The sequence below is a fragment of the Pseudomonas sp. NFPP25 genome (assembly GCF_900116505.1).
GTDB classification, from domain to species: Bacteria; Pseudomonadota; Gammaproteobacteria; order Pseudomonadales; family Pseudomonadaceae; genus Aquipseudomonas; species Aquipseudomonas protegens.
In genome coordinates this window covers 64,354-84,511 of record NZ_FPBG01000002.1, presented here as the reverse complement: position 1 = coordinate 84,511, position 20,158 = coordinate 64,354, and the positions used below count along the sequence as shown (strand labels likewise).

The following is a 20,158-nucleotide window of genomic DNA, read 5'->3' as shown; positions in this document are numbered from 1 at the left end:
AAACGCTGGGGCGAGTGTGGTTATTTTGGAGATACAACATGAACGATTTTACTCTGAATGCTGAAGTGCGTTCCGACCTGGGGAAAGGTGCGAGCCGCCGCCTGCGTCGTCTCGCAAGCCTGGTTCCAGCTGTAGTTTACGGTGGCGACAAAGCCCCTGAATCCATCAGCATGCTGGCCAAAGAAGTTGCCAAGCTGCTGGAAAACGAAGCTGCCTACAGCCACATCATCGAACTGAACGTTGGTGGCACCAAGCAGAACGTCGTGATCAAGGCCCTGCAACGTCACCCAGCCAAAGGCCACGTGATGCACGCTGACTTCGTTCGCGTGGTTGCTGGTCAGAAACTGACCGCCATCGTTCCAGTGCACTTCATCAACGAAGCTGCTCCGGTCAAGAAAGGCGGCGAGATCTCGCACGTAATCGCGGAAATCGAAGTTTCCTGCCTGCCCAAAGACCTGCCTGAGTTCATCGAAGTCGACCTGGCTGACGCTGAAATCGGCACCATTGTTCACCTGTCCGACATCAAGGCCCCTAAAGGCGTTGAATTCGTGGCCCTGGCACACGGCAACGACCTGGCAGTAGCCAACGTCCACGCTCCACGTGTTGCTCCAGAAGCTGCAGAAGGCGCTGCAGAGTAATTCACTCTGACGCGGGAGTTAAGCGGAGTACATCGCGGACTGGAACGTAGCGAGAAAGCGGGCGAGAACGCGAAGTTTGCCGCAAGGCAACCCAGCTCTTGTCGTCCACTTTCGCCGTAGCACCGGTTGCGGCGATGTCATCCACCACTCCAAAGAAGGGCCCCTATCGTGACTGCCATCAAACTGATCGTTGGCCTGGGTAATCCAGGCACCGAATACGAACAGACCCGGCATAACGCAGGGGCCCTTTTTGTTGAGCGCATCGCCGAAAAACAAGGGATCAACCTTGTCGCCGATCGCAAATATTTCGGCCTGACCGGGCGCTTCAGTCACCAGGGTCAGGACATTCGTCTGTTGATTCCCACCACCTACATGAACCGCAGCGGCCAGGCCGTGGCGGCGCTTGCCGGCTTCTTCCGCATCAAGCCGGAAGAGATCCTGGTGGCCCACGACGAACTCGACTTGCCGCCAGGCGTCGCCAAGCTCAAGACCGGCGGCGGCCATGGCGGGCACAACGGACTGCGGGACATCATCGCGCAGCTCGGTAATCAGAATACCTTTCACCGCCTGCGGCTCGGCATCGGCCATCCGGGCGTTGCCAGTATGGTTTCAAACTTTGTCCTGGGTCGTGCGCCACGCGCCGAACAGGAAAAACTCGATGCCAGCATCGATTTTGCCCTCGGCGTGCTGCCGGATATCTTCGCCGGTGAATGGAACCGCGCGATGAAAAACCTGCACAGCCAGAAGGCCTGACTCTACTCCTCGGGGAATACACCATGGGATTCAATTGCGGCATCGTCGGCCTGCCTAACGTCGGCAAGTCCACCCTGTTCAACGCCCTGACCAAATCCGGGATCGCGGCCGAGAACTTCCCCTTCTGCACCATCGAGCCCAACAGCGGTATCGTGCCGATGCCCGACCCGCGCCTGGACGCCCTGGCCGCCATCGTCGTGCCCGAGCGCGTGCTGCCCACCACCATGGAGTTCGTCGACATCGCCGGCCTGGTGGCCGGTGCTTCGAAAGGTGAAGGCCTGGGCAACAAGTTCCTGGCCAACATCCGCGAAACCGACGCCATCGCCCATGTGGTCCGCTGCTTCGAAGACGACAACGTGATCCACGTGTCCAACAGCGTCGACCCCAAGCGCGACATCGAAATCATCGACCTGGAACTGATCTTCGCCGACCTCGACAGCTGCGAAAAACAGTTGCAGAAAGTCGCCCGCAACGCCAAGGGCGGTGACAAGGATGCCGTGGCCCAGAAAGCCCTGCTGGAGCAGTTGATCGCCCACTTCACCGAAGGCAAGCCGGCCCGCAGCCTGATGAAGGACATGAGCAGCGATGAGAAGCTGATCATCCGTGGCTTCCACCTGCTGACCACCAAGCCGGTGATGTACATCGCCAACGTTGCCGAAGACGGCTTCGAGAACAACCCCCTGCTGGACGTGGTCAAGGCCATTGCCGAGGAAGAAGGCGCGATCGTGGTGCCGGTGTGCAACAAGATCGAGGCGGAAATCGCCGAGCTCGATGACGGCGAAGAAAAGGACATGTTCCTCGAGGCCCTGGGCCTGGAAGAGCCCGGCCTGAACCGGGTGATCCGCGCCGGCTACGAAATGCTCAACCTGCAGACCTACTTCACCGCAGGTGTGAAGGAAGTTCGCGCCTGGACCGTGCGTGTCGGTGCTACCGCGCCCCAAGCGGCCGCGGTGATCCACACCGACTTCGAGAAAGGCTTCATCCGTGCCGAAGTCATCGCCTACAACGACTTCATCCAGTTCAAGGGTGAAGCCGGAGCCAAGGAAGCCGGTAAATGGCGCCTGGAAGGCAAGGAATACATCGTCAAAGACGGCGACGTGATGCACTTCCGCTTCAACGTGTAATGCCCCTTCAGCCCCATTGCCTGGCAATGGGGCTGATTCCCCCCGCTACATCCAGCGGCCTCAGAAGTAAGTGGTCGCCCCCGCGAAGAACGCCCGTCCGGGCACATAGAAGTTGGTCGATCCGTCCCGCAGGTCTTTATCCAGCAGGTTCTGCACGCCGCCATTCAGGGTCAGCCACTTGGTCAGCGCCAGGTTCGCCGTCAGGTCGTAGGTGGTGTAGGACTGCACGAAATCATTGCCCATGCCCCGCTGCTTGCCGACGTGCTGAGCCGAAAGCTCGGTGCTCAAACGGTCGGTGACCTGCCAGTCCAGCGCACTGAATGCCGACAGTTTGGGTGAACTGATCAGGTCTTCACCGGTGGACAGGTTCTTGCTTTCCAGCATGTAGGTGGCGTTGGTGCGCCAGTTCACGGAGTCGCCCAGCGGCACCCGGGCGGTGCCTTCCCAGCCACGGGTACGGGCCTTGTCGACGTTTTCCAGCATGGTCCACCAGCGGCCCTGGTACTGGCCCAACGGGCCGTATTCGATCTTGTCGGTGAAATCGGTGTGGAAGTAGGTCAGGCCCGCTTCCCAGCCATCGTGGTCGAACGAAAGGCCGATTTCCTTGTTGGTGCTGGTTTCCGGTGTCAGGTTCGGATTGCCCGCCATCCAGCAACTACCAGTGACATAGCCCAACGGCCGCAACGAACCACAGCCCCGGCCTGCGGATTCGGTAGCCGCCCCCGCACTGCCCTCCTTCAGGCTTGGCGCACGAAAACCCTTGGAAACACCGCCACGCACGGTCCAGTCCGGGTGCGGGTGATAGACCACATACGCCCGCGGGCTGTTGTGGTTACCGTACTTGTCGCTGTGGTCGAAACGGTTGCCCAGGGTCAGGGACAGGTTGTCCAGCAGAAACAGCTCATCCTCGATAAAGGCCGCCGAGTAATCGCCCTTCAAGGTCGAGCCACTGACCGGCGTGCCCTGGTAATCCACCGGCACGGTGCCCAGGGTATTGGTGTTGGTCAGCTCCTCGCGCTTCCATTGCCCGCCCAGCGTCAGGCGCTGGTCCAACAGCAATTGGAAGGGAATATTCAGGCTGCCCTCGACGATCTTCTCTTCCGAGTTGGCTTTGCCCAGGTCAAGGTCGTTGCGGTACTTGTTCAGGTAGGCATCGAGCTTCGAGGTACCAAAGCTCCAGTCGCCGGTATGGGACAGAATGTAGCTGTCGCGGGTCAGGCGGCTGGGGCCGAAGGCGCCACCAACGGTCTCGTTCCAGTCACCAAAGGTCTTCTTGGACGCCCAGGAATGCTCAACGCCATGCACCGCCTCGAAGGACAGGCTCTGCTCCTGGTTGATCTGCCAGTCCAGCAGTGCATTCACGCTCTGATCCTTGGAGCCGCCCGCGCCATCGTCGTACATGAAATCGCCCTGGGCATCGCGCCGCGCCTCTACCTCATCCGCAGCCCGACGCGTGACGTTGGCCCCCAGGCGCAGCCCCAGGGACTCCGTCAGCGGACCTGCCGCATTCACGCTGTACTGAGTGGTCTGGCCGCGGTCGGAATCCTTGGGCACGGTGATATTGGTGCTGGCCGAGCCGGTCCAGGTCCGCGAGACCTTGCGGGTGATGATATTGATCACCCCGCCCATGGCGTCCGAACCATACAGCGACGACATAGGCCCGCGGACGATCTCGATGCGCTCGATCATGTTCGGCGAGATCCAGTTCAGGTCCTGGCGCGCCAGGTCGCGGCGATAACTCAGGTCCGCGGAACTGCCGACCCGCTTGCCATCCACCAGGATCAGCGTGTACTTGTCGTCCAGCCCCCGCAGCTTGATCTTCGACTGCTCGCCCACCGGGCCGAAACCACCGGTCACCCCCGGCACCCGGCGCAGCAGGGTATTGAGGTCATAGACCGGCTGGCGCTCGATTTCCTCGCGGGTGATGACGCTGACACTGGCCGGGGCATCCTTGAGATCCGTGGCACCGCCAGTAGCCGTGACAAAGGCGGTATCCAGTTCCAACGATGCAGGCTTGGCCTCTTCAACCGCATCGCCGGCCTGCGCCAGCGGGGCCAGCAGGCCGACACCGGCGCTGAGCAGAAGCGAATTGAACAGGCAGGAGCTGACTTTCATTACAAACGATCCTTGTCGATTCAATGCACCCGGATGGTGCATCAAGGGAGAGAGGGATCGGAGTGTAATGCTAATGAATATCATTTATAAATAGGAATGTTTCCGCACTGTTACATTACGGCTTGCCGCCCGTTGCAGGCAGCGCCCTGAAACGGCCCACTGCATGCGGGTCGCTTCAGGGTCGTGGGCTCAGCAGATTTCTTCGTAAGGCAGGCCCACATAGTTCTCGGCAATGTTCACCAGGCCAGCGTGGGAGTTGAGGAAATATTCGCGATCGGCCTGCTGCATCTTGTGGTCCCAGGCATCCTGCCGGTCGCCGAAATCGTGCAGCAGATTGGTCATGAACCAGCTGAAGCGTTCGCCCTTCCACACCCGGCGCAAGGCCAGTTCGGAATACTTTTCCAGCAGCTCGGTACGCCCTTCGCGGTAGACCTTGACCAGGATCCGGTACAGGTAGCACACATCGGAGGCCGCCAGGTTCAGGCCCTTGGCACCGGTAGGCGGAACGATATGGGCCGCGTCCCCCACCAGGAACAGCTTGCCGTACTGCATGGGCTCCACCACATAGCTGCGCAGCGGCGCGATGCTTTTCTCCAGCGCTGACCCGGTCACCAGGTCAGCCGCCACCTCTTCTGGCAGACGGGCCTTGAGCTCGTTCCAGAAGCGCTCGTCGGACCAGTCCTCGACCTTGTCGCTCAGCGGGACTTGCAGGTAGTAGCGGCTGCGGGTCAGGGAGCGCTGGCTGCACAGCACGAAACCACGTTCATGCTGCCCATAGATCAGTTCGTGATTGACCGGTGGGGTATCGGACAGCAGCCCCAGCCAGCCGAAGGGGTATTCGCGCTCGTAGTGGGTCAGCACGTCTTCGGGGATGCTCTTGCGCGCCACGCCATGAAAACCGTCGCAGCCGGCGATGTAATCGCAGTCGATGCGCTGCAGCTGGCCGTCTTTTTCATAGGTGATATAGGGCTGCGCGCCCTTCATGTCATGGGGCTGCACCTTGTCCGCCGAATAGATGATCGGCGCTGCGCAGGCAGCGCGGGCCTCCATCAGGTCGCGGGTGACTTCGGTCTGGCCATACACCATCACCGTCTTGCCGCCGGTCAGGGCCTTGAGGTCGATACGCACGCGCTTGCCGCCCATCAGCAGCTCCACCCCTTCATGGACCAGGCCTTCAGCGTCCATGCGGCGGGCCACACCGGCCTCGCGCAGCATGTCCACGGTGCCCTGCTCCAGCACACCGGCACGGATGCGGCCCAGCACGTAGTCCGGGGTCTGGCGCTCGACAATCACGGTGTCGATGCCGGCCTTGTGCAGCAGTTGGCCCAGCAGAAGGCCGGAAGGTCCGGCGCCGATAATCGCAACCTGAGTTTTCATTGTTGTCGTCTCATAAGGGCATTCCAGTCACCGTGCAGGCGAAATCCGGAATTTATGGTTATTGTTGTACCCCTGCATTTTTGCCGACAAAAATCGCAAAAAATGGTGATTAACCTCCGTAAAAATGCACTTTTGAAAACAGCGTTCGATTATCGAGCATTCCAATCCCTCACCCCCAGGGCCGCGCCCGATGAAAGCCAGTCGCTCCAGCATCCCCGTATTCAAGCTCTACGGCGAAAACCAGGCCTGGCCGACTCCGGACCTACTGCACTGTGAATCCATCCCCAAGCGCAGCAGCCTGCACCACTGGGAGATCAAGCCGCACCGCCACGCCGACCTGTATCAACTGCTCTATGTGCAAAGCGGACAGGCGCTGGTGGAAGTCGAAGGGCGCCGCGAGGACGTGCGCGAAGCAACCATCCAGGTGGTGCCGCCGCTGATGGTCCACGGCTTTCAGTTTTCCGAGAACATCGAGGGCTACGTGCTGACCCTGGGTGCGCCGCTGGTGGCCCAGCTGGAAAGCCAGCTGGGTGCGCCGCTGGCGGTACTGGCCGCGGCCGGGCGCTACCCGGTGGGCCGTGACCGGCAGCGCCTCAACAGCCTGTTCAAGACCTTGCTGGAGGAATACGAAGGCAGCGCCTCGGCGCGGGACCTGCTGCTGCATTCGCTGGTCAACGTACTGCTGGTGTGGATCAGCCGCCGACGCCAGCAGAACGTGACGCCCAGCAACCGCAGCGAGCGCAACCAGCAACTGCTGGGGCACTTCATCAAGCTGGTGGAGCAGCATTACCAGGAGCACCCGACGGTGGAAGCCCTGGCCCATCGCATCGGCCTGTCCAGCGTGCACCTCAATACCCTGTGCCGGGAACTGGCCGGGCAGACCGCGTTGCAGATCATCCACCAGCGCCTGATGCTGGAGGCCAAGCGCAACCTGATCTACACCAACATCAGCATCAGCCAGCTCTCGGACAACCTGGGCTTCAGCGACCCCACCTACTTTTCCCGCTTCTTCAAGCGCCTCGGCGGCCAGACACCCAACGCCTTTCGCCAAGGCACCGGGCACACCCGCCAGGGCGGCTGAAGCCCAGGCAAAAAAAAGCCCGGGGCCAGAACCCCGGGCGTTCTATCGCCAGCACGCCTCAAGCCATCAGGCTTTGCGGGTACGCGGCAGGAAGATCGCCAGTACCCCGAACAGCGGCAGGAACGAGCACAGGTAGTACACATACTCGATGCCATGAATGTCCGCCAGGTGCCCCAGCAGCGCCGCACCGATCCCGCCAAAACCGAACATCAGGCCGAAGAACACCCCGGCGATCATGCCAACGTTGCCCGGCACCAGTTCCTGGGCGTACACCACGATGGCGGAGAATGCCGAGGCCAGGATAAAGCCGATCACCACGCTCAGGACGCTGGTCCAGAACAGGTCGACATGGGGCAGCAACAGAGTGAACGGCGCCACCCCGAGGATCGAGAACCAGATCACTGCCTTGCGCCCGATCTTGTCGCCGATCGGGCCGCCGAAGAAGGTTCCCGCCGCCACGGCTCCCAGGAACAGGAACAGATGCAGTTGCGAGCTGGCCACCGACAGGTCGAATTTCTCGATCAGGTAGAAGGTGAAGTAGCTGGTGAAGCTGGCCATGTAGAAATACTTGGAAAACACCAGCAGCCCGAGGACCACCAGGGCGCTGATCACCCGGTTCCTGGACAGGCCGTGAGTCGCCGCCTGGCCCTGCTTGAGCTTGTACAGGCGCAGGTGGTTGGCATACCAGCGGCTGATGGCGTACAGCACCACCAGGGCAAACAGCGCGAACAGGCCGAACCAGGCCACATTGCCCTGGCCGTAGGGAATGATGATGGCCGCAGCCAGCAAGGGGCCGAAGGCGGTGCCGGCATTGCCGCCGACCTGAAAGCTCGACTGGGCCAGACCATAGCGCCCGCCCGAGGCCAGCCGCGCGACCCGCGAAGCCTCCGGATGGAAGGTCGAGGAGCCAATGCCGATCAATGCTGCTGCCAGCAGGATCAAGGGAAAGCTGCCGACCTGGGACATCATCAGGATGCCGATCAGGGTGCAGATCATTCCCGCCGGCAGCAGGAATGGTTGAGGCCGGCGGTCGGTGTAGTAGCCGACCCAGGGCTGCAACAGCGACGCGGTCAGCTGGAAGGTCAGGGTAATCAGGCCGACCTGGGTGAAGGTCAGGCCGTAGCTGTCCTTGAGCATCGGGTAGATCGCCGGCAGCACTGCCTGGATCAAGTCGTTGATCAGGTGCGCCAGGGCCACCGCACCAATGATGCGCAGGACCAGGGGACTGCTTTGCGAAGCCGGGGAAGCCGTCGCGGCGACGCTCGGGGAGTTGCTGCTAGCCATAGGATTTTCCGTACAACGGGTGGGTGCACAGGGGCAGGTGCGTCAATGTGCCATTTTTCGGTGCAGTCGCGCCATCCCATTAGCTTGCTAACGAACCCCGATTCGCGCCTCGGGGAAATCCGCTTCCAGCTCGGCCTTGAGCCACTGGATAAACCATTCCACGTCCTCCGACCACTCGCTGGCCGGGGTCAGCACCCGGTAGCTTTCCAGCTGCACCTGGTCTTCCAGCACCCGCACCAGGGTGCCGGCCTTGAGCTCCTCGCGCACCAGCACTTCGTTGGCCAGGGCAATACCACCGCCGCTTTCAGCCACCGACAGCGCATGGTCGTTGTTCACGTAGATCAGGTCGGACGTGAGCTGGATATCCAGGCCATTGGCGGCGAACCACATGTTCCACCACTCGCCGTCATCGAAGTGGATCAACTCATGGCGGGCCAGGTCCGCCGGCTCGCGAATCGCCTCGATACTGGCCAGGTAGGCCGGGGTGCAGATGGGAAACACCCGGGGGCAGATCAGGCTGACCCGGGACTCGGCGTATTGCCCGTCCAGGCCGTAGGCGATCCCCAGGTCGCTGCTCTTGGCATCCACTTCGCTAAAGGTCGAGTTCGGCTCGATGGCGAACTTCAGGCCCGGGCGCACGTGGCGCAGCGCCTCCAGGCGCGGGGTCAGCCAGCGCTTGGCAAACCCCGGCACGACCATGATCCGCAGCCAGCGCTCGGCGGCCCTGGGCTGTACCTCGCGCCCGGCCTCGATGATCAGTTGCAGGGCGGCGGCGATCTTGCGGTGGTACTTCTCCCCCGCCGGGGTCAGGTTCACGCCGCGGGACGTGCGCTCGAACAGCTGCACCCCGAGCCAGTCCTCCAGCAGCTTCACGTGGCGGCCGATGGCCGGCTGAGTCACATGCAAGGCCCTTGAGGCTTCGACATAGCTGCCAAGACGGGCGGCGGCATCAAAAGCACGCACTGCATTCAACGGTGGCAAACGCTGCTCGACCATGATTTCGCCCGCCCCTTGCTATTAAATTTTTTAACAGCCGGTATGTTAAAATTGATGTTTCGCCCCCGCAACCCCTCACTGATAATCAGCCCCAGCAGAACCCGGTAAAACCCGCGCAAAGCCTGCAAAGACAAGCTTTCCACGCACCCGACACATTTCGATCCTGCCCAAGAAAAACAAGATCCATGGCCTGCACGACAGCTCATGGGGGAATCGGAGGTAAGGCATGAATGCCCTGCATGCGCTGCAAACGCTGGCGGTGTCCATCCGTTCAGTGCGCAAGGTCTACGGCGATCCACACAGCGGCCCGGTGGCCCTGAAGAACATCGACCTGGATATCCGCGACAACGAATTCTTCACCCTTCTCGGCCCCTCGGGCTGTGGCAAGACCACCCTCTTGCGGATGATCGCCGGGTTCGAGTTCCCGACCCAGGGCGAGATCCTTCTCTATGGCGAGAACATCGCCGACCGGCCGCCCTTCGAGCGCCCGGTGAACACGGTGTTCCAGCATTACGCACTGTTCCCCCACATGACCCTGGCCGAGAACCTGGCCTTCGGCCTGGAATCGCGCCCTATGGGCCAGGTATTGAGCAAGGCGCAGATCGCCGAGCGGGTGCGCGAGATGCTGGCCCTGGTGCAGATGGAGCGCTTTGCGGCGCGCAAGCCCAACCAGCTGTCCGGCGGCCAGCAGCAACGCATCGCCCTGGCCCGAGCCCTGGCCCCCCACCCCAAGGTACTGCTGCTGGACGAGCCGCTGTCGGCCCTGGACCTCAAGCTGCGCCAGGCCATGCGCGAAGAACTCAAGGCCATCCAGGCCAAGACCGGTATCACCTTCATCTTCGTCACCCACGACCAGGAAGAAGCCCTGACCCTGTCCGACCGCATCGCCGTGCTCTCCGAAGGCGAAGTGCAACAGGTGGGTCGCCCGGAAGAAATCTACGAGCAGCCGCGCAATCGCTTCGTCGCCGACTTCATCGGTGAAACCAACTTCATCCAGGCCACGGTCAGCCGTGTCGAAGCGGGCCTGGCCTGGTTCAGCGGGCCCGCCGGGCAGGCGCTGCCGGCGCAACCCTGCACCACCGCCAAGGTCGGCCAGCAGGTCACCCTGTCGGTGCGCCCCGAGCGCTTGCACCTGCGCGGTGATGCCTCGCAAGGCGCCCTGGCGTGCCGCATCGAAGCGCTGATCTACCTGGGCACCGACCTGCAATACCAGGTCAGCCTCGGCGACGGCACGCGCCTCACCGTGCGCACGCCCAACAGCCTCGAACACCACCCGCGTCTGAGCGTAGGCAGCAGCGCCGGGCTGCTGTTCGAACGCGGCAGCGCCAGCGTCCTGCTGGATTGACCACGAGGATTCGCCATGCACGCTTCTTCGATTTCCCAGCACCTGGAACGGCGCAAGGCCCTGCGCAGCTTTCTCGGGGTCAGCCCGGCCCTGGTCGCCATCGGCCTGTTCCTGATCGTGCCAATCCTTATCGTCATCGGCTATTCGTTGATGGAAGCCAACCCCTACGGCGGGGTGAACAAGGTCTTCAGCAGCGACGCCTACACCTCCCTGCTGTTCGAACGGCAACTGGACGACAGCCTGGCCTTCGCCGACTCCTACCTGCTGATCGCCCTGCGCTCGATCGGCATCGCCGGGCTGACCACGGTGATCACCCTGCTGATCGGTTTTCCGGTAGCGGTGTGGCTGGCCATGCAGCCAGTGCGGCGCCGCGGCCTGCTGATCTTCCTGATCACCGTGCCGTTCTGGGCCAACCTGCTGATCCGCACCTACGCCTGGATCCTGCTGCTGCGCAACACCGGGGTGATCAACAACAGCCTGATGGGCCTGGGGGTCATCCACGAGCCGTTGCAGTTGCTGTACACCGACGGTGCGGTGCTGCTGGGGCTGGTCTACACCTACGCGCCCTTCGTGGTGCTGCCGATCTACGCCACCCTGGAAAAGATGGACACCCGCCTGCTGGAAGCGGCCCAGGACCTCTACGCCGGACGCATTCGGACCCTGCGCAAGGTGGTGCTGCCCATTGCCAAGCCGGGAATTTTCGCCGGGGCGATCCTGACTTTCGTGCCCTGCCTGGGGGCGATGATCGCCCCGGAACTGCTGGGGGGCGGCACCCGGATGATGCTTGGCAACCTGATCTTCCGGCAGTTCAGCGATGCCCGTAACTGGCCCTTCGGCGCAGCCCTGTCGCTGGTGCTGATGGCCGCGGTGATGCTGGTACTGACCGTCTACGCCCTGCGCGCCCAGCGCCAGAAAACCCTTCAGGAGGGTGCATGATGATCCGCCTGTTCAAGCGCAAAGGCCTCGGTGTCCAGGACTTTCCCGGCTTCGGCGGTTTCAGCTTCCTGTTCTACCTGTACCTCTACGCGCCGATCCTGGTGCTGGTGGTGTTCTCCTTCAACGCCAACCAGTCGGCCACGGTGTGGAGCGGCTTCAGCCTCGACTGGTACCGCGCGGCGTTCGCCAACCAGGCCCTGCGCCAGGCGGCAGGCAACAGCCTGCTGATCGCCGTGTGCGCCAGCATGGCGGCCACCGCCATCGCCACCCTGGCGGCCCTGGGCACCTCACGCGGGGCGAAGTTCAAGGGCCTGCAACTGTCCATGGGCGCCATCATGCTGCCCCTGGTGCTACCGGAAATCGTCGTCGGCGTGGCCACCCTGGCGCTGTTCTCCACCCTGGGGCTGTCCCTGGGCTACGGCAACCTGATCATCGCCCACACGGTGTTCTGCATACCCTTCGCCTATTTGCCGATCCGCGCCCGCCTCAACGACATGGACCTGTCCCTGGAACACGCCGCGGCGGACCTGTACGCCGGCCCCTGGCGCACCTTCCGCAAGGTGACCCTGCCGCTGCTGATGCCGGGGATCGTCTCCGGGCTGATGCTGGCCTTCATCGTCTCCCTGGATAACTTCGTGATCTCGATGATGGTGTCCCAGGCCGGCACCACCACCCTGCCGATCTTCATCTTCGGCCTGTTGCGCATGGGCGTGACACCCGACGTCAACGCCGTGTCGACGCTGATCCTCGGCGTCTCGGTGCTGTTCGTCAGCCTCTCTTATCTGCTGAGCAAGAAACACGCTTGAACCTTCCACTGACCTTGGGGAAATGACATGAGCAAGTTGATCGCAAGCCTGGGTACCTCGTTGTTGCTGAGCCTGCCACTGGCGGTGCAGGCCGCCGAGAAACTCAACGTCGTGAGCTGGAGCGGCTACTTTTCGCCGGAAATTCTCGCCAAGTTCCAGAAGCAGACCGGTATCGAGGTCACGGTGGATTCCTACGATTCCAACGAAACCCTGCTGGCCAAGCTGAAACAGGGCGGCACCGGTTATGACGTGGCGATCCCCTCCCACCAGTTCATCCCGATCCTGATCAAGGAGCAGTTGCTGGAGCGCTTCGACCCGGCCAAGCAGCCCTATTACGCCAGCGTGGTCGACAACCTGAAGAACCCGACCTGGGACCCGGAAGGCGCCTACTCGGTGCCCTTCATCTGGGGCACCACCAGCGTGGTGCTCAACGGCGAACGCTACAAAGGCCCGAGCGACAGCTACAAGGTGCTCTACGAGCCGCCAGCGGAGCTGCAGGGGCGGATCAACATGTTCGACTCGGTGAGCGAAGTGATCGACATGGCCAGCCTGTACCTGAACATTCCACTGTGCAGCGAAGACCCCAAGCAGATGCAGCAGATCCTTGGCCTGCTCAAGGCGCAGAAGCCCTTCGTCAAGACCTACAGCTCCAAGGCCGGGGCGATCCGCGAGAACCTGGCGGCCGGGGAAATCGACATGTCGATGTTCTGGGGCGGCTCGTCGATGCGCGCCCGGGAGATGAAGCCCGGCCTGAAATATCTCTACCCGAAAGAAGGCGTGCTGGCCTGGGTGGACAACATGGTCATCCCCAAGGGCAGCAAGAATCCGGCGAACGCCAAGGCCTTTATCGCCTTCCTCAGCCAGCCTGAGAACGCCGCCATGACCCAGAACTTCCTCAAGCACCAGAGCCCGATCAAGGGCGTCGAACCCTTCCTCGACGCCGGGTTGAAGGATGCTCCCGAGCTGCACATTCCCGAGGGTACCAAGGTGGTCTTCAGCCAGACCTGCGGCGAAGGCGCAATCCGCCTTGCCGACCGCCTGTGGACCAACCTGATGCGCTGAGCAGCGTTGACTTGCCGCCCCGGTCTGGATGCCGGGGCGTTTCCAAAGCCGTTTGAAAGGCCCTCCTGCCATGATCGCCAAGCCCCCCAGCGAACTGGTCCTGCTCCAGGCCCATGAACTCGCCGAACGTATCCGCCTGCGTCAGGTTTCCTGCCGGGAAGTGATGCAGACCTACCTTGCCCACATCGAGCACTACAACCCCCTGGTCAATGCCCTGGTCAGCCTGCAACCGGCCGAAGCCCTGCTGGCCGAGGCCGACCGGCGCGACGCCGAACTGGCCCGTGGCGAATATCGCGGCTGGATGCACGGCCTGCCCCACGCCATCAAGGACCTGTCCCTGACCCAGGGCATCCGCACCACCCTGGGTTCGCCGCTGTACCGGGATTTCATCCCCGAGCGCGACGGCATCATGGTGGAACGGATCAAGGCTGCCGGGGCGATCCTGATCGGCAAGAGCAACACTCCGGAATTCGGCCTCGGCTCCCAGACCTACAACCCGCTGTTCGGCGCCACCGGCTGTGCCTATGACCCGAGCAAGACCGCCGGCGGCAGCAGTGGTGGCGCCGCCGCGGCCCTGGCCCTGCACCTGGTGCCGGTGGCCGACGGCAGCGACATGATGGGTTCGCTGCGCAACCCGGCGGCCTTCAACAACATCTTCGGTTTTCGCCCGTCCCAGGGCCGGGTGCCGTTCGACGACAGCAGCGACCTGTTCATCGACCAGCTCGGCTACGAAGGCCCCATGGCCCGCAGCGTGCGCGACGCAGCCCTGCTGCTGTCGGTGCAGGCCGGGGGCGATGCGCGGGCGCCGCTGTCCATCGCCGAATCCGGCCAGGGCTTCGCCGCCCCGCTGGAACGCGACTTCAAGGGCACGCGCCTGGGTTGGCTGGGGGACTTCAACGGTTACCTGCCAATGGAAAAGGGCCTGCTGGAGCTCTGCGAAAAGGCCTTGGGCGATTTCCGCAGCCTGGGCTGCAGCGTAGAACCGGCCAGCCCCGACTTCGCCCCCGAACGCCTGTGGAGCAGTTGGCGCACCCTGCGCCACTGGATGGTCGCCGGGTCCCTGGGCGGCGCCTATGCCGACCCGCATAAGCGTTCACAACTCAAGGCGGAAGCCATCTGGGAAGTAGAGAACGGCCTCAAGCTGTCCGCCAGCCAGGTGTTCGAGGCCTCGGTAATCCGCAGCGACTGGTACCGCGCCATTTCAAAACTGTTCGAACGCTTCGACTACCTGCTGCTGCCCAGCGCCCAGGTCTTCCCCTTCGACAAGAACATACCCTGGCCGCGCAACATCGAAGGTGTGGCCATGGACACCTACCACCGCTGGATGGAGGTGGTGATTCCCGGCACCTTGTCCGGCTGCCCGGTGGCCAACGTGCAGGCCGGCTTCAATGCCAACGGCCTGCCCATGGGCTTGCAGATCATCGGCAAGCACCAGGCCGACTTCGCCGTCCTGCAATTGGCCCACGCCTACGAACAGGCCAGCCGCTGGTTCCAGCGCTGCCCATCGCCACTGATTTTCGGGGGGAAGGGATAAACGGTTGATAGCGTAGATAATTTTTTTATAAAAACGCTTGACGCATTGTCGTTCCGAGCGAATAATGCGCGCCACTTGGCTACATAGCTCAGTTGGTTAGAGCATAGCATTCATAATGCTGGGGTCCGGGGTTCAAGTCCCTGTGTAGCCACCAAGTACTAAAAACGGCTTACCGCAAGGTAGGCCGTTTTTTTATGCCCGCAGAAAAGTGCCGGAGATTACGCCGCATTGATCCACAAACGCGACACCTGCATTGAGCCCCCGCCCGGGGTGAGATAGAACACCGGGGCAGTGTTTGTGAGAGCTGCGCAATCCTCACTTCAAGGGCTCGATAATGACAATAAAAAACCACAGGACTTCAGTCGCCCCCTGGCTGTTCTCGCTCCTGGCAATCACCTGTACCCCAGCCTTCGCCGAACAGGCCCCTACCCCGCCCTCCAACCTGCTGACCGCCGCCGTGGCCTGGAAGCAGACCGCCGCAGAGTTCGAGGCGCTGTACTACCAGGGCTTCAACATCGCCCGTCTGCAACTGGACCGCGCCCTGCAGGAACACAAGGCCGGCGAGCGGCCACTGGCGATCATCAGCGACGTTGACGACACCGTGCTCAGCAGCAACAGCTACTGGGGCTACATGATCAATTCGGGCAAGGAGTTCTTCGACGACGAGGCCTGGGACAAATGGGTCGCGGACAATGGCCCGGTGGCCACCCCGGGCGCCGTGGAGTTCCTCAAGTACGCCCAGTCCAAGGGTGTCGAAGTCTTTTACGTCACCAGCCGCGACCAGGGCGAAAAGACCTACGAATACGCCCTGGCCAACCTGCGCAAGAACCAGCTGCCCTATGCCGATGAGCAGCACCTGACGGTGTACCGCGACAGCTCCAACAAGGAGCCGCGGCAGCAGGAGATCGCAAAGGACCACAACGTGGTGCTGATGCTGGGCGACAACCTCAACGACTTCAAACGCAAGTACTACGTGGCCGACGTCAAGCAGCGCAGCAGCCTGATGACCGAGGACAAGGAGCAGTTCGGCCGCAAGTTCATCCTCTTCCCCAACCCCACCGACGGCCATTGGCTGAAGGCGATCTTCGGCGACTCCGAACCGCCGGCCACTCCTGAAAATCGGGCCAAGTTCAAGGCCGCGGCCAGCTCGACGGCCTGGCAGATGAAGCCCTGACAGGGCGTCGCAACATCAGCGCAACGCTGGCCCGCCATGGCCAGTGTTGCGCCAAGCCCCCAGGGATGTCATAAACGCCAGCCCCTGCACTCAGGCAGGAACAAGGAGTCGTTTTCTCATGCGGGCAAGGAAGCTGCTGTTGCTGATCTCGTGCGGGGTACTTGGGGCCTGCAGCACTCCCGAGCCGATCCAGTACCTGCCCGGCCGGGTCATCTACCGCATCGACTCATCACGCTTTTTCGAGATCGACCGGACCACATTCAAGCTCTGCAACGGTTCCTCGCCGGTCATCGCCAGCAGTGGCGACATGGTGCACTACACCGACACCCGGCTCGGCATCCACACCCCGGTTGCACCCTTTGGCTCATTCAACGGCATCACCGTGCATGGCCGTGGTTCGCACTTGATGATCGATGCTGCCAACTCCAACTACCTGGTGATTCCGATTGCCCAAGGACCGGGCTTCAGCAAGGGCGGGGCCGGCTTGCCGCGCCTGTACTTTTCCCAGGATGCCGGGCGTACCTGGCTGCGCATCACCGCGCCCAGGTACCTGGAAAGCCCTGAGCGAACCTGGCTGACCGGCTCCGTCCTTTCGATCGAAGGGCCACTCCTGCACGGCGCCGCGCAGATCGACCTGTCCTTGAACTACGAGACGCTCAAGGACCACTCGCCCTACTCGATGCTGTCTTACCCACAACGCTGGCAACGCACCGATAGCACTCGTACACCTGGCTACTTCGAACCCGCTCGCCAAGCCCCCATCGATGACCGATTCAATTGCGCCACGGGGGCCAGGCAGGGCTGACCCAGCACGTAGGGCTTGAAAAACCGCAGCAGGCTGCGGTTTTTTTCGCTCAGTTGAACGGCTGCGGACGCGGTGTCTGCGCCGAGGACGGCGGCAGGATCGGCAGCTTGAAGTCCGGCTGGTCACCGGTCAGGGTTTCAAGGAAGGCCACGATCTGGCTGACCTCCTCGGTACCCAGCTTGCGTCCCAGTTGCAGACGGGCCATCACGTCCACCGCCTCTTCCAGCTTCCAGTAGGCGCCGTCGTGGAAGTAGGGATAGGTCAGCGCCACGTTGCGCAGGGTCGGCACCTTGAACAGCATGCGGTCGGCATCCTTGCCGGTCAGCCCGGCCACGCCCTGGGCCGGGTTCTGGGTGACATAGGGCTCGATCATGCCCATCTTCTGGAATGAGCCACCGCCCACGGCCTCGCCGTTGTGGCAAGCCACGCAGCCGATGGACTTGAACAGTTGGTAGCCCTTGAGCGCGGTGGGGCTGATGGCCGCCTTGTCGCCCTTGAGCCAGCGGTCGAACGGCGCATTGGGGGTAACCAGGGTTTCTTCGAACGCAGCGATGGCGTTGGTCACGTCGTTAAACTTGATGCCGTCGTCGCCGTAGACCTGCTTGAAGGAGGCCCGGTACTGGGGAATGGAACGCAGCACGTCCACCGCCAGGTCATGGGTGAAGCCCATCTCCCCCGGGTTGGCGATGGGGCCACCGGCCTGTTCCTGAAGCGTGGCCGCGCGGCCGTCCCAGAACTGCGCGATGCTCATGCCGGAGTTGAGCACCGTGGGCGAGTTGATCGGCCCCTGGTGCCAATTGTGGCCAATGGAGGTGGGCAGGTTGTCGCTGCCGCCCATGCTCAGGTTGTGGCAGGAGTTGCAGGATATGAAACCGGACTTGGACAGGCGCGGGTCGAAGAACAACTGCTTGCCCAGCTCCACCTTGGCCACATCGGTGATCTTCACCGGCTGTACCGGCTGGATCGGTTCGCTTGGCGTTTCCCCCCTGACCTCCCCCCCCAACAGCAATCCGAAAACAAGTAACCACTTACAACGGTGCATGACGTCCCCTCATCAGGCTTATAGTTTGTTTCACCCTGTACCCAACGCCCCCCTCCCGCCCTGACTCAGATCAATCGACGGCCGGGTGAAAGACTGCCTGCGACCCTGTGTACAGGGGAGATGCCCCACTCCAGCCAACTGCCCAGGGCTACATCCGGGTCCAACTGCCGGCGCCACTGCTGTACATTCCCCCGCACGGACGACCCCTCATTTCCCTGTGAACGGAGCTCAACGCGTGTTCTCGAACTTCCCTCCCCGTCACCGCCAACTGCTCGGCCTCAGCCTGCTGGCTGCCGCCCTCAGCCTTGGCGCCTGCCACAACCCGCCTTCTTCCAACGCTCTGCCTGCCGCCCCGGAAATCGCCTCGGGCTACCGCACCGACATGCAGACTCGCCATGCCGGCAAGCACATGGCCGCCGCTGCCAACCCGCTGGCCGCCGAGGCCGGGCGCGAAATGCTGCGCAAGGGCGGCTCGGCCATCGACGCGGCGATTGCCATGCAGGCCGTGCTGACCCTGGTGGAACCGCAGTCCTCGGGGATTGGCGGCGGCGCGATGATCGTGCTCTGGGACGGCAAGGCCGTGCGCACCTATGACGGTCGGGAAACCGCGCCGGCCGGCGCCACCGAGAAGCTCTTCCTGCAAGCGGACGGCAAGCCCATGGCCTTCCCCCAGGCGCAGATCGGTGGACGCTCGGTCGGCACCCCGGGCGTGCTGCGGGCCCTGGAAATGGCCCACCAGAAACACGGGCGCCTGCCCTGGGCGCAATTGTTCGAACCGGCGATCCGCCTGGCCGAGCAAGGCTTCGCCATTTCGCCACGGCTGCACACCATGATCAGCGCCGATCCTTTCCTGGCACGCTCGCCGGACATGGCCGCGTATTTCCTGAATGCCGACGGCACGCCGAAAGCCGTGGGCACCTTGCTGAAAAACCCGCCACTGGCAGCGGTGCTCAAACGCATCGCCGAGGAAGGCCCGGACGCTCTGTACAAGGGCCCGGTGGCCGCGGAAATCGTCGCCAAGGTCCAGGGCCACGCCAACCCCGGCAGCCTGTCGCTCAACGACCTGCAAGGCTACCGCGCCAAGGAACGCGCGCCGCTGTGCAGCGACTACAAGCGCTGGCAGGTGTGCGGCATGCCGCCGCCCTCCTCCGGCGGCGTGGCGGTGGCGCAGATACTCGGCACCCTGCAGGCCCTGGAACAGCGCGACCCGCGCTACGCCCTGGCCAACCTCAAGCCGCAGAAAACCAACTTGCCCGCCGGCCTGGAGCCCGCGCCACAAGCGGTGCACCTGATCGCCGAAGCCGAACGCCTGGCCTATGCCGACCGTGGCCTGTACGTGGCCGACAGCGACTTTGTGCCCGTACCGGTGGCCGGCCTGATCGCCCCGGACTACCTGGCCAAGCGTGCCGCACTGATTGGCGAGCGCAGCATGGGCAAGGCCGAACCGGGCAAGCCCCAGGGCATCCAGGTGGCCTATGCACCGGACCGTTCGCCAATGCGCATCTCCACCTCGCAAGTGGTGGCAGTGGATGACCTGGGCGGCGCCGTATCGATGACCACCACGGTGGAAGCGGCCTTCGGCTCGCACCTGATGGTCCAGGGCTTCATGCTCAACAACCAGATGACCGACTTCTCGTTCATTCCCGAGGAAAACGGCCAGCCGGTGGCCAACCGCGTCCAACCGGGCAAGCGCCCGCGCTCGTCCATGGCGCCGACCCTGGTCTTCGACCGTGCCAGCGGCGAACTGCTGGCCAGCGTCGGCTCCCCCGGCGGCTCGCAGATCATCGAGTACGTGGCCAAGTCGGTGGTGGGCATGCTCGACTGGAACCTGGACCCGCAAGCCGCCGTCGGCCTGCCCAACTTCGGCAGCCGCAACGGGCCGACCGAACTGGAGAAAGGCCAGTTCAGCCCGGCCCTGAAGCAGGCACTGCAAGCTCAGGGGCATGAGGTAAACGAGATCGACATGACCAGCGGCACCCAGGCCATCGTTCGCGTGCGTGATGCACAGGGCAAGGCGTCCTGGGCCGGCGGCGCCGATCCACGGCGTGAAGGGGAAGCGCTGGGGGATTGAGTGTTATCGGATGAA

The 20,158-nt window shown here is 63.0% G+C and carries 17 protein-coding genes and 1 tRNA gene; 13 read left to right on the top strand and 5 right to left on the bottom strand.

Annotated features, from left to right (window positions below):
- The first annotated feature begins 38 nt into the window (after positions 1–38).
- The 3 genes from BM382_RS07300 to ychF all read left to right on the top strand — a co-directional run bounded on the left by BM382_RS07300 (position 39) and on the right by ychF (position 2,515).
- The gene (locus tag BM382_RS07300; protein ID WP_011063411.1) at positions 39–638 is read left to right on the top strand and encodes a 50S ribosomal protein L25/general stress protein Ctc; all 600 of its coding nucleotides are present in this window, start codon (positions 39–41) and stop codon (positions 636–638) included.
- Between the two features lie 168 nt (positions 639–806).
- The gene (gene pth, locus BM382_RS07295; protein WP_011063412.1) at positions 807–1,391 is read left to right on the top strand and encodes an aminoacyl-tRNA hydrolase; all 585 of its coding nucleotides are present in this window, start codon (positions 807–809) and stop codon (positions 1,389–1,391) included.
- A 23-nt stretch (positions 1,392–1,414) separates the two neighbouring features.
- On the top strand, positions 1,415–2,515 hold the full coding sequence (gene ychF / locus BM382_RS07290) for a redox-regulated ATPase YchF (RefSeq protein ID WP_065365190.1): 1,101 nt from the start codon (positions 1,415–1,417) through the stop codon (positions 2,513–2,515).
- Positions 2,516–2,575: 60 nt separating this feature from the next.
- Here the strand turns inward: ychF and BM382_RS07285 are convergent, their stop codons facing one another.
- On the bottom strand, positions 2,576–4,630 hold the full coding sequence (locus BM382_RS07285; RefSeq protein ID WP_072442499.1) for a TonB-dependent receptor domain-containing protein: 2,055 nt from the start codon (positions 4,628–4,630) through the stop codon (positions 2,576–2,578).
- A gap of 189 nt (positions 4,631–4,819) precedes the next feature.
- Positions 4,820–6,007: a 4-hydroxybenzoate 3-monooxygenase gene (pobA, locus tag BM382_RS07280; RefSeq protein ID WP_072442497.1), complete on the bottom strand. Its 1,188-nt coding sequence runs from the start codon at positions 6,005–6,007 to the stop codon at positions 4,820–4,822.
- Positions 6,008–6,197: 190 nt separating this feature from the next.
- Here pobA and BM382_RS07275 point away from each other — a divergent pair, with 190 nt between their 5' ends.
- Positions 6,198–7,088 (top strand): helix-turn-helix domain-containing protein, encoded by an 891-nt coding sequence (locus tag BM382_RS07275; protein WP_015636982.1) that lies wholly within the window; start codon positions 6,198–6,200, stop codon positions 7,086–7,088.
- Between the two features lie 66 nt (positions 7,089–7,154).
- Here the strand turns inward: BM382_RS07275 and BM382_RS07270 are convergent, their stop codons facing one another.
- Together BM382_RS07270 and BM382_RS07265 are read right to left on the bottom strand one after the other, a co-directional pair.
- A complete protein-coding gene (locus BM382_RS07270) occupies positions 7,155–8,372 on the bottom strand; it encodes an MFS transporter (protein ID WP_011063417.1) in 1,218 nt (405 codons plus the stop codon).
- A gap of 87 nt (positions 8,373–8,459) precedes the next feature.
- Positions 8,460–9,368 carry a LysR substrate-binding domain-containing protein gene (locus BM382_RS07265; RefSeq protein WP_011063418.1) on the bottom strand — a complete coding sequence of 303 codons (909 nt, stop codon included), beginning with the start codon at positions 9,366–9,368 and terminating at the stop codon, positions 8,460–8,462.
- A 226-nt stretch (positions 9,369–9,594) separates the two neighbouring features.
- Between BM382_RS07265 and BM382_RS07260 the strand changes: the two genes are divergently transcribed.
- From BM382_RS07260 to BM382_RS07225, 8 genes are all read left to right on the top strand, one after another.
- On the top strand, positions 9,595–10,713 hold the full coding sequence (locus BM382_RS07260; RefSeq protein ID WP_072442495.1) for an ABC transporter ATP-binding protein: 1,119 nt from the start codon (positions 9,595–9,597) through the stop codon (positions 10,711–10,713).
- A gap of 15 nt (positions 10,714–10,728) precedes the next feature.
- Complete coding sequence (locus BM382_RS07255; protein WP_011063420.1) at positions 10,729–11,649, top strand: ABC transporter permease; 921 nt, start codon at positions 10,729–10,731, stop codon at positions 11,647–11,649.
- Positions 11,646–12,455: an ABC transporter permease gene (locus BM382_RS07250; protein ID WP_019095032.1), complete on the top strand. Its 810-nt coding sequence runs from the start codon at positions 11,646–11,648 to the stop codon at positions 12,453–12,455. Before BM382_RS07255 ends, BM382_RS07250 begins: the two co-directional genes overlap by 4 nt.
- Before the next feature lie 27 nt (positions 12,456–12,482).
- Positions 12,483–13,517, top strand: a complete 1,035-nt coding sequence (locus tag BM382_RS07245; RefSeq protein ID WP_011063422.1) for an ABC transporter substrate-binding protein — start codon at positions 12,483–12,485, stop codon at positions 13,515–13,517.
- A 70-nt stretch (positions 13,518–13,587) separates the two neighbouring features.
- Complete coding sequence (locus BM382_RS07240) at positions 13,588–15,051, top strand: amidase (protein ID WP_072442493.1); 1,464 nt, start codon at positions 13,588–13,590, stop codon at positions 15,049–15,051.
- Positions 15,052–15,128: 77 nt separating this feature from the next.
- A tRNA-Met gene (locus tag BM382_RS07235) sits at positions 15,129–15,205 on the top strand.
- Positions 15,206–15,385: 180 nt separating this feature from the next.
- Positions 15,386–16,225: a 5'-nucleotidase, lipoprotein e(P4) family gene (locus tag BM382_RS07230; protein ID WP_072442491.1), complete on the top strand. Its 840-nt coding sequence runs from the start codon at positions 15,386–15,388 to the stop codon at positions 16,223–16,225.
- A gap of 118 nt (positions 16,226–16,343) precedes the next feature.
- Complete coding sequence (locus tag BM382_RS07225; RefSeq protein ID WP_011063424.1) at positions 16,344–17,030, top strand: T6SS immunity protein Tli3 family protein; 687 nt, start codon at positions 16,344–16,346, stop codon at positions 17,028–17,030.
- 49 nt (positions 17,031–17,079) lie between these two features.
- Here the strand turns inward: BM382_RS07225 and BM382_RS07220 are convergent, their stop codons facing one another.
- Entirely contained in the window at positions 17,080–17,976 is an 897-nt protein-coding gene (locus BM382_RS07220; RefSeq protein ID WP_275656327.1) for a cytochrome-c peroxidase, read from the bottom strand.
- Between the two features lie 331 nt (positions 17,977–18,307).
- Here BM382_RS07220 and ggt point away from each other — a divergent pair, with 331 nt between their 5' ends.
- Positions 18,308–20,143, top strand: a complete 1,836-nt coding sequence (gene ggt, locus BM382_RS07215) for a gamma-glutamyltransferase (protein ID WP_072442489.1) — start codon at positions 18,308–18,310, stop codon at positions 20,141–20,143.
- Positions 20,144–20,158 lie beyond the last annotated feature (15 nt).

What these genes read in the sequence shown, in the direction of transcription:
- BM382_RS07230 (WP_072442491.1), top strand. Translation starts at nt 15,386, where the DNA reads ATGACAATAAAAAACCACAGGACTTCAGTCGCCCCCTGGCTGTTCTCG.
- BM382_RS07285 (WP_072442499.1), bottom strand. Translation starts at nt 4,630, where the DNA reads ATGAAAGTCAGCTCCTGCCTGTTCAATTCGCTTCTGCTCAGCGCCGGT.
- BM382_RS07265 (WP_011063418.1), bottom strand. Translation starts at nt 9,368, where the DNA reads ATGGTCGAGCAGCGTTTGCCACCGTTGAATGCAGTGCGTGCTTTTGAT.
- ychF (WP_065365190.1), top strand. Translation starts at nt 1,415, where the DNA reads ATGGGATTCAATTGCGGCATCGTCGGCCTGCCTAACGTCGGCAAGTCC.
- BM382_RS07250 (WP_019095032.1), top strand. Translation starts at nt 11,646, where the DNA reads ATGATGATCCGCCTGTTCAAGCGCAAAGGCCTCGGTGTCCAGGACTTT.
- BM382_RS07275 (WP_015636982.1), top strand. Translation starts at nt 6,198, where the DNA reads ATGAAAGCCAGTCGCTCCAGCATCCCCGTATTCAAGCTCTACGGCGAA.
- BM382_RS07300 (WP_011063411.1), top strand. Translation starts at nt 39, where the DNA reads ATGAACGATTTTACTCTGAATGCTGAAGTGCGTTCCGACCTGGGGAAA.
- pobA (WP_072442497.1), bottom strand. Translation starts at nt 6,007, where the DNA reads ATGAAAACTCAGGTTGCGATTATCGGCGCCGGACCTTCCGGCCTTCTG.
- BM382_RS07225 (WP_011063424.1), top strand. Translation starts at nt 16,344, where the DNA reads ATGCGGGCAAGGAAGCTGCTGTTGCTGATCTCGTGCGGGGTACTTGGG.
- BM382_RS07260 (WP_072442495.1), top strand. Translation starts at nt 9,595, where the DNA reads ATGAATGCCCTGCATGCGCTGCAAACGCTGGCGGTGTCCATCCGTTCA.
- BM382_RS07240 (WP_072442493.1), top strand. Translation starts at nt 13,588, where the DNA reads ATGATCGCCAAGCCCCCCAGCGAACTGGTCCTGCTCCAGGCCCATGAA.
- BM382_RS07255 (WP_011063420.1), top strand. Translation starts at nt 10,729, where the DNA reads ATGCACGCTTCTTCGATTTCCCAGCACCTGGAACGGCGCAAGGCCCTG.
- BM382_RS07270 (WP_011063417.1), bottom strand. Translation starts at nt 8,372, where the DNA reads ATGGCTAGCAGCAACTCCCCGAGCGTCGCCGCGACGGCTTCCCCGGCT.
- BM382_RS07245 (WP_011063422.1), top strand. Translation starts at nt 12,483, where the DNA reads ATGAGCAAGTTGATCGCAAGCCTGGGTACCTCGTTGTTGCTGAGCCTG.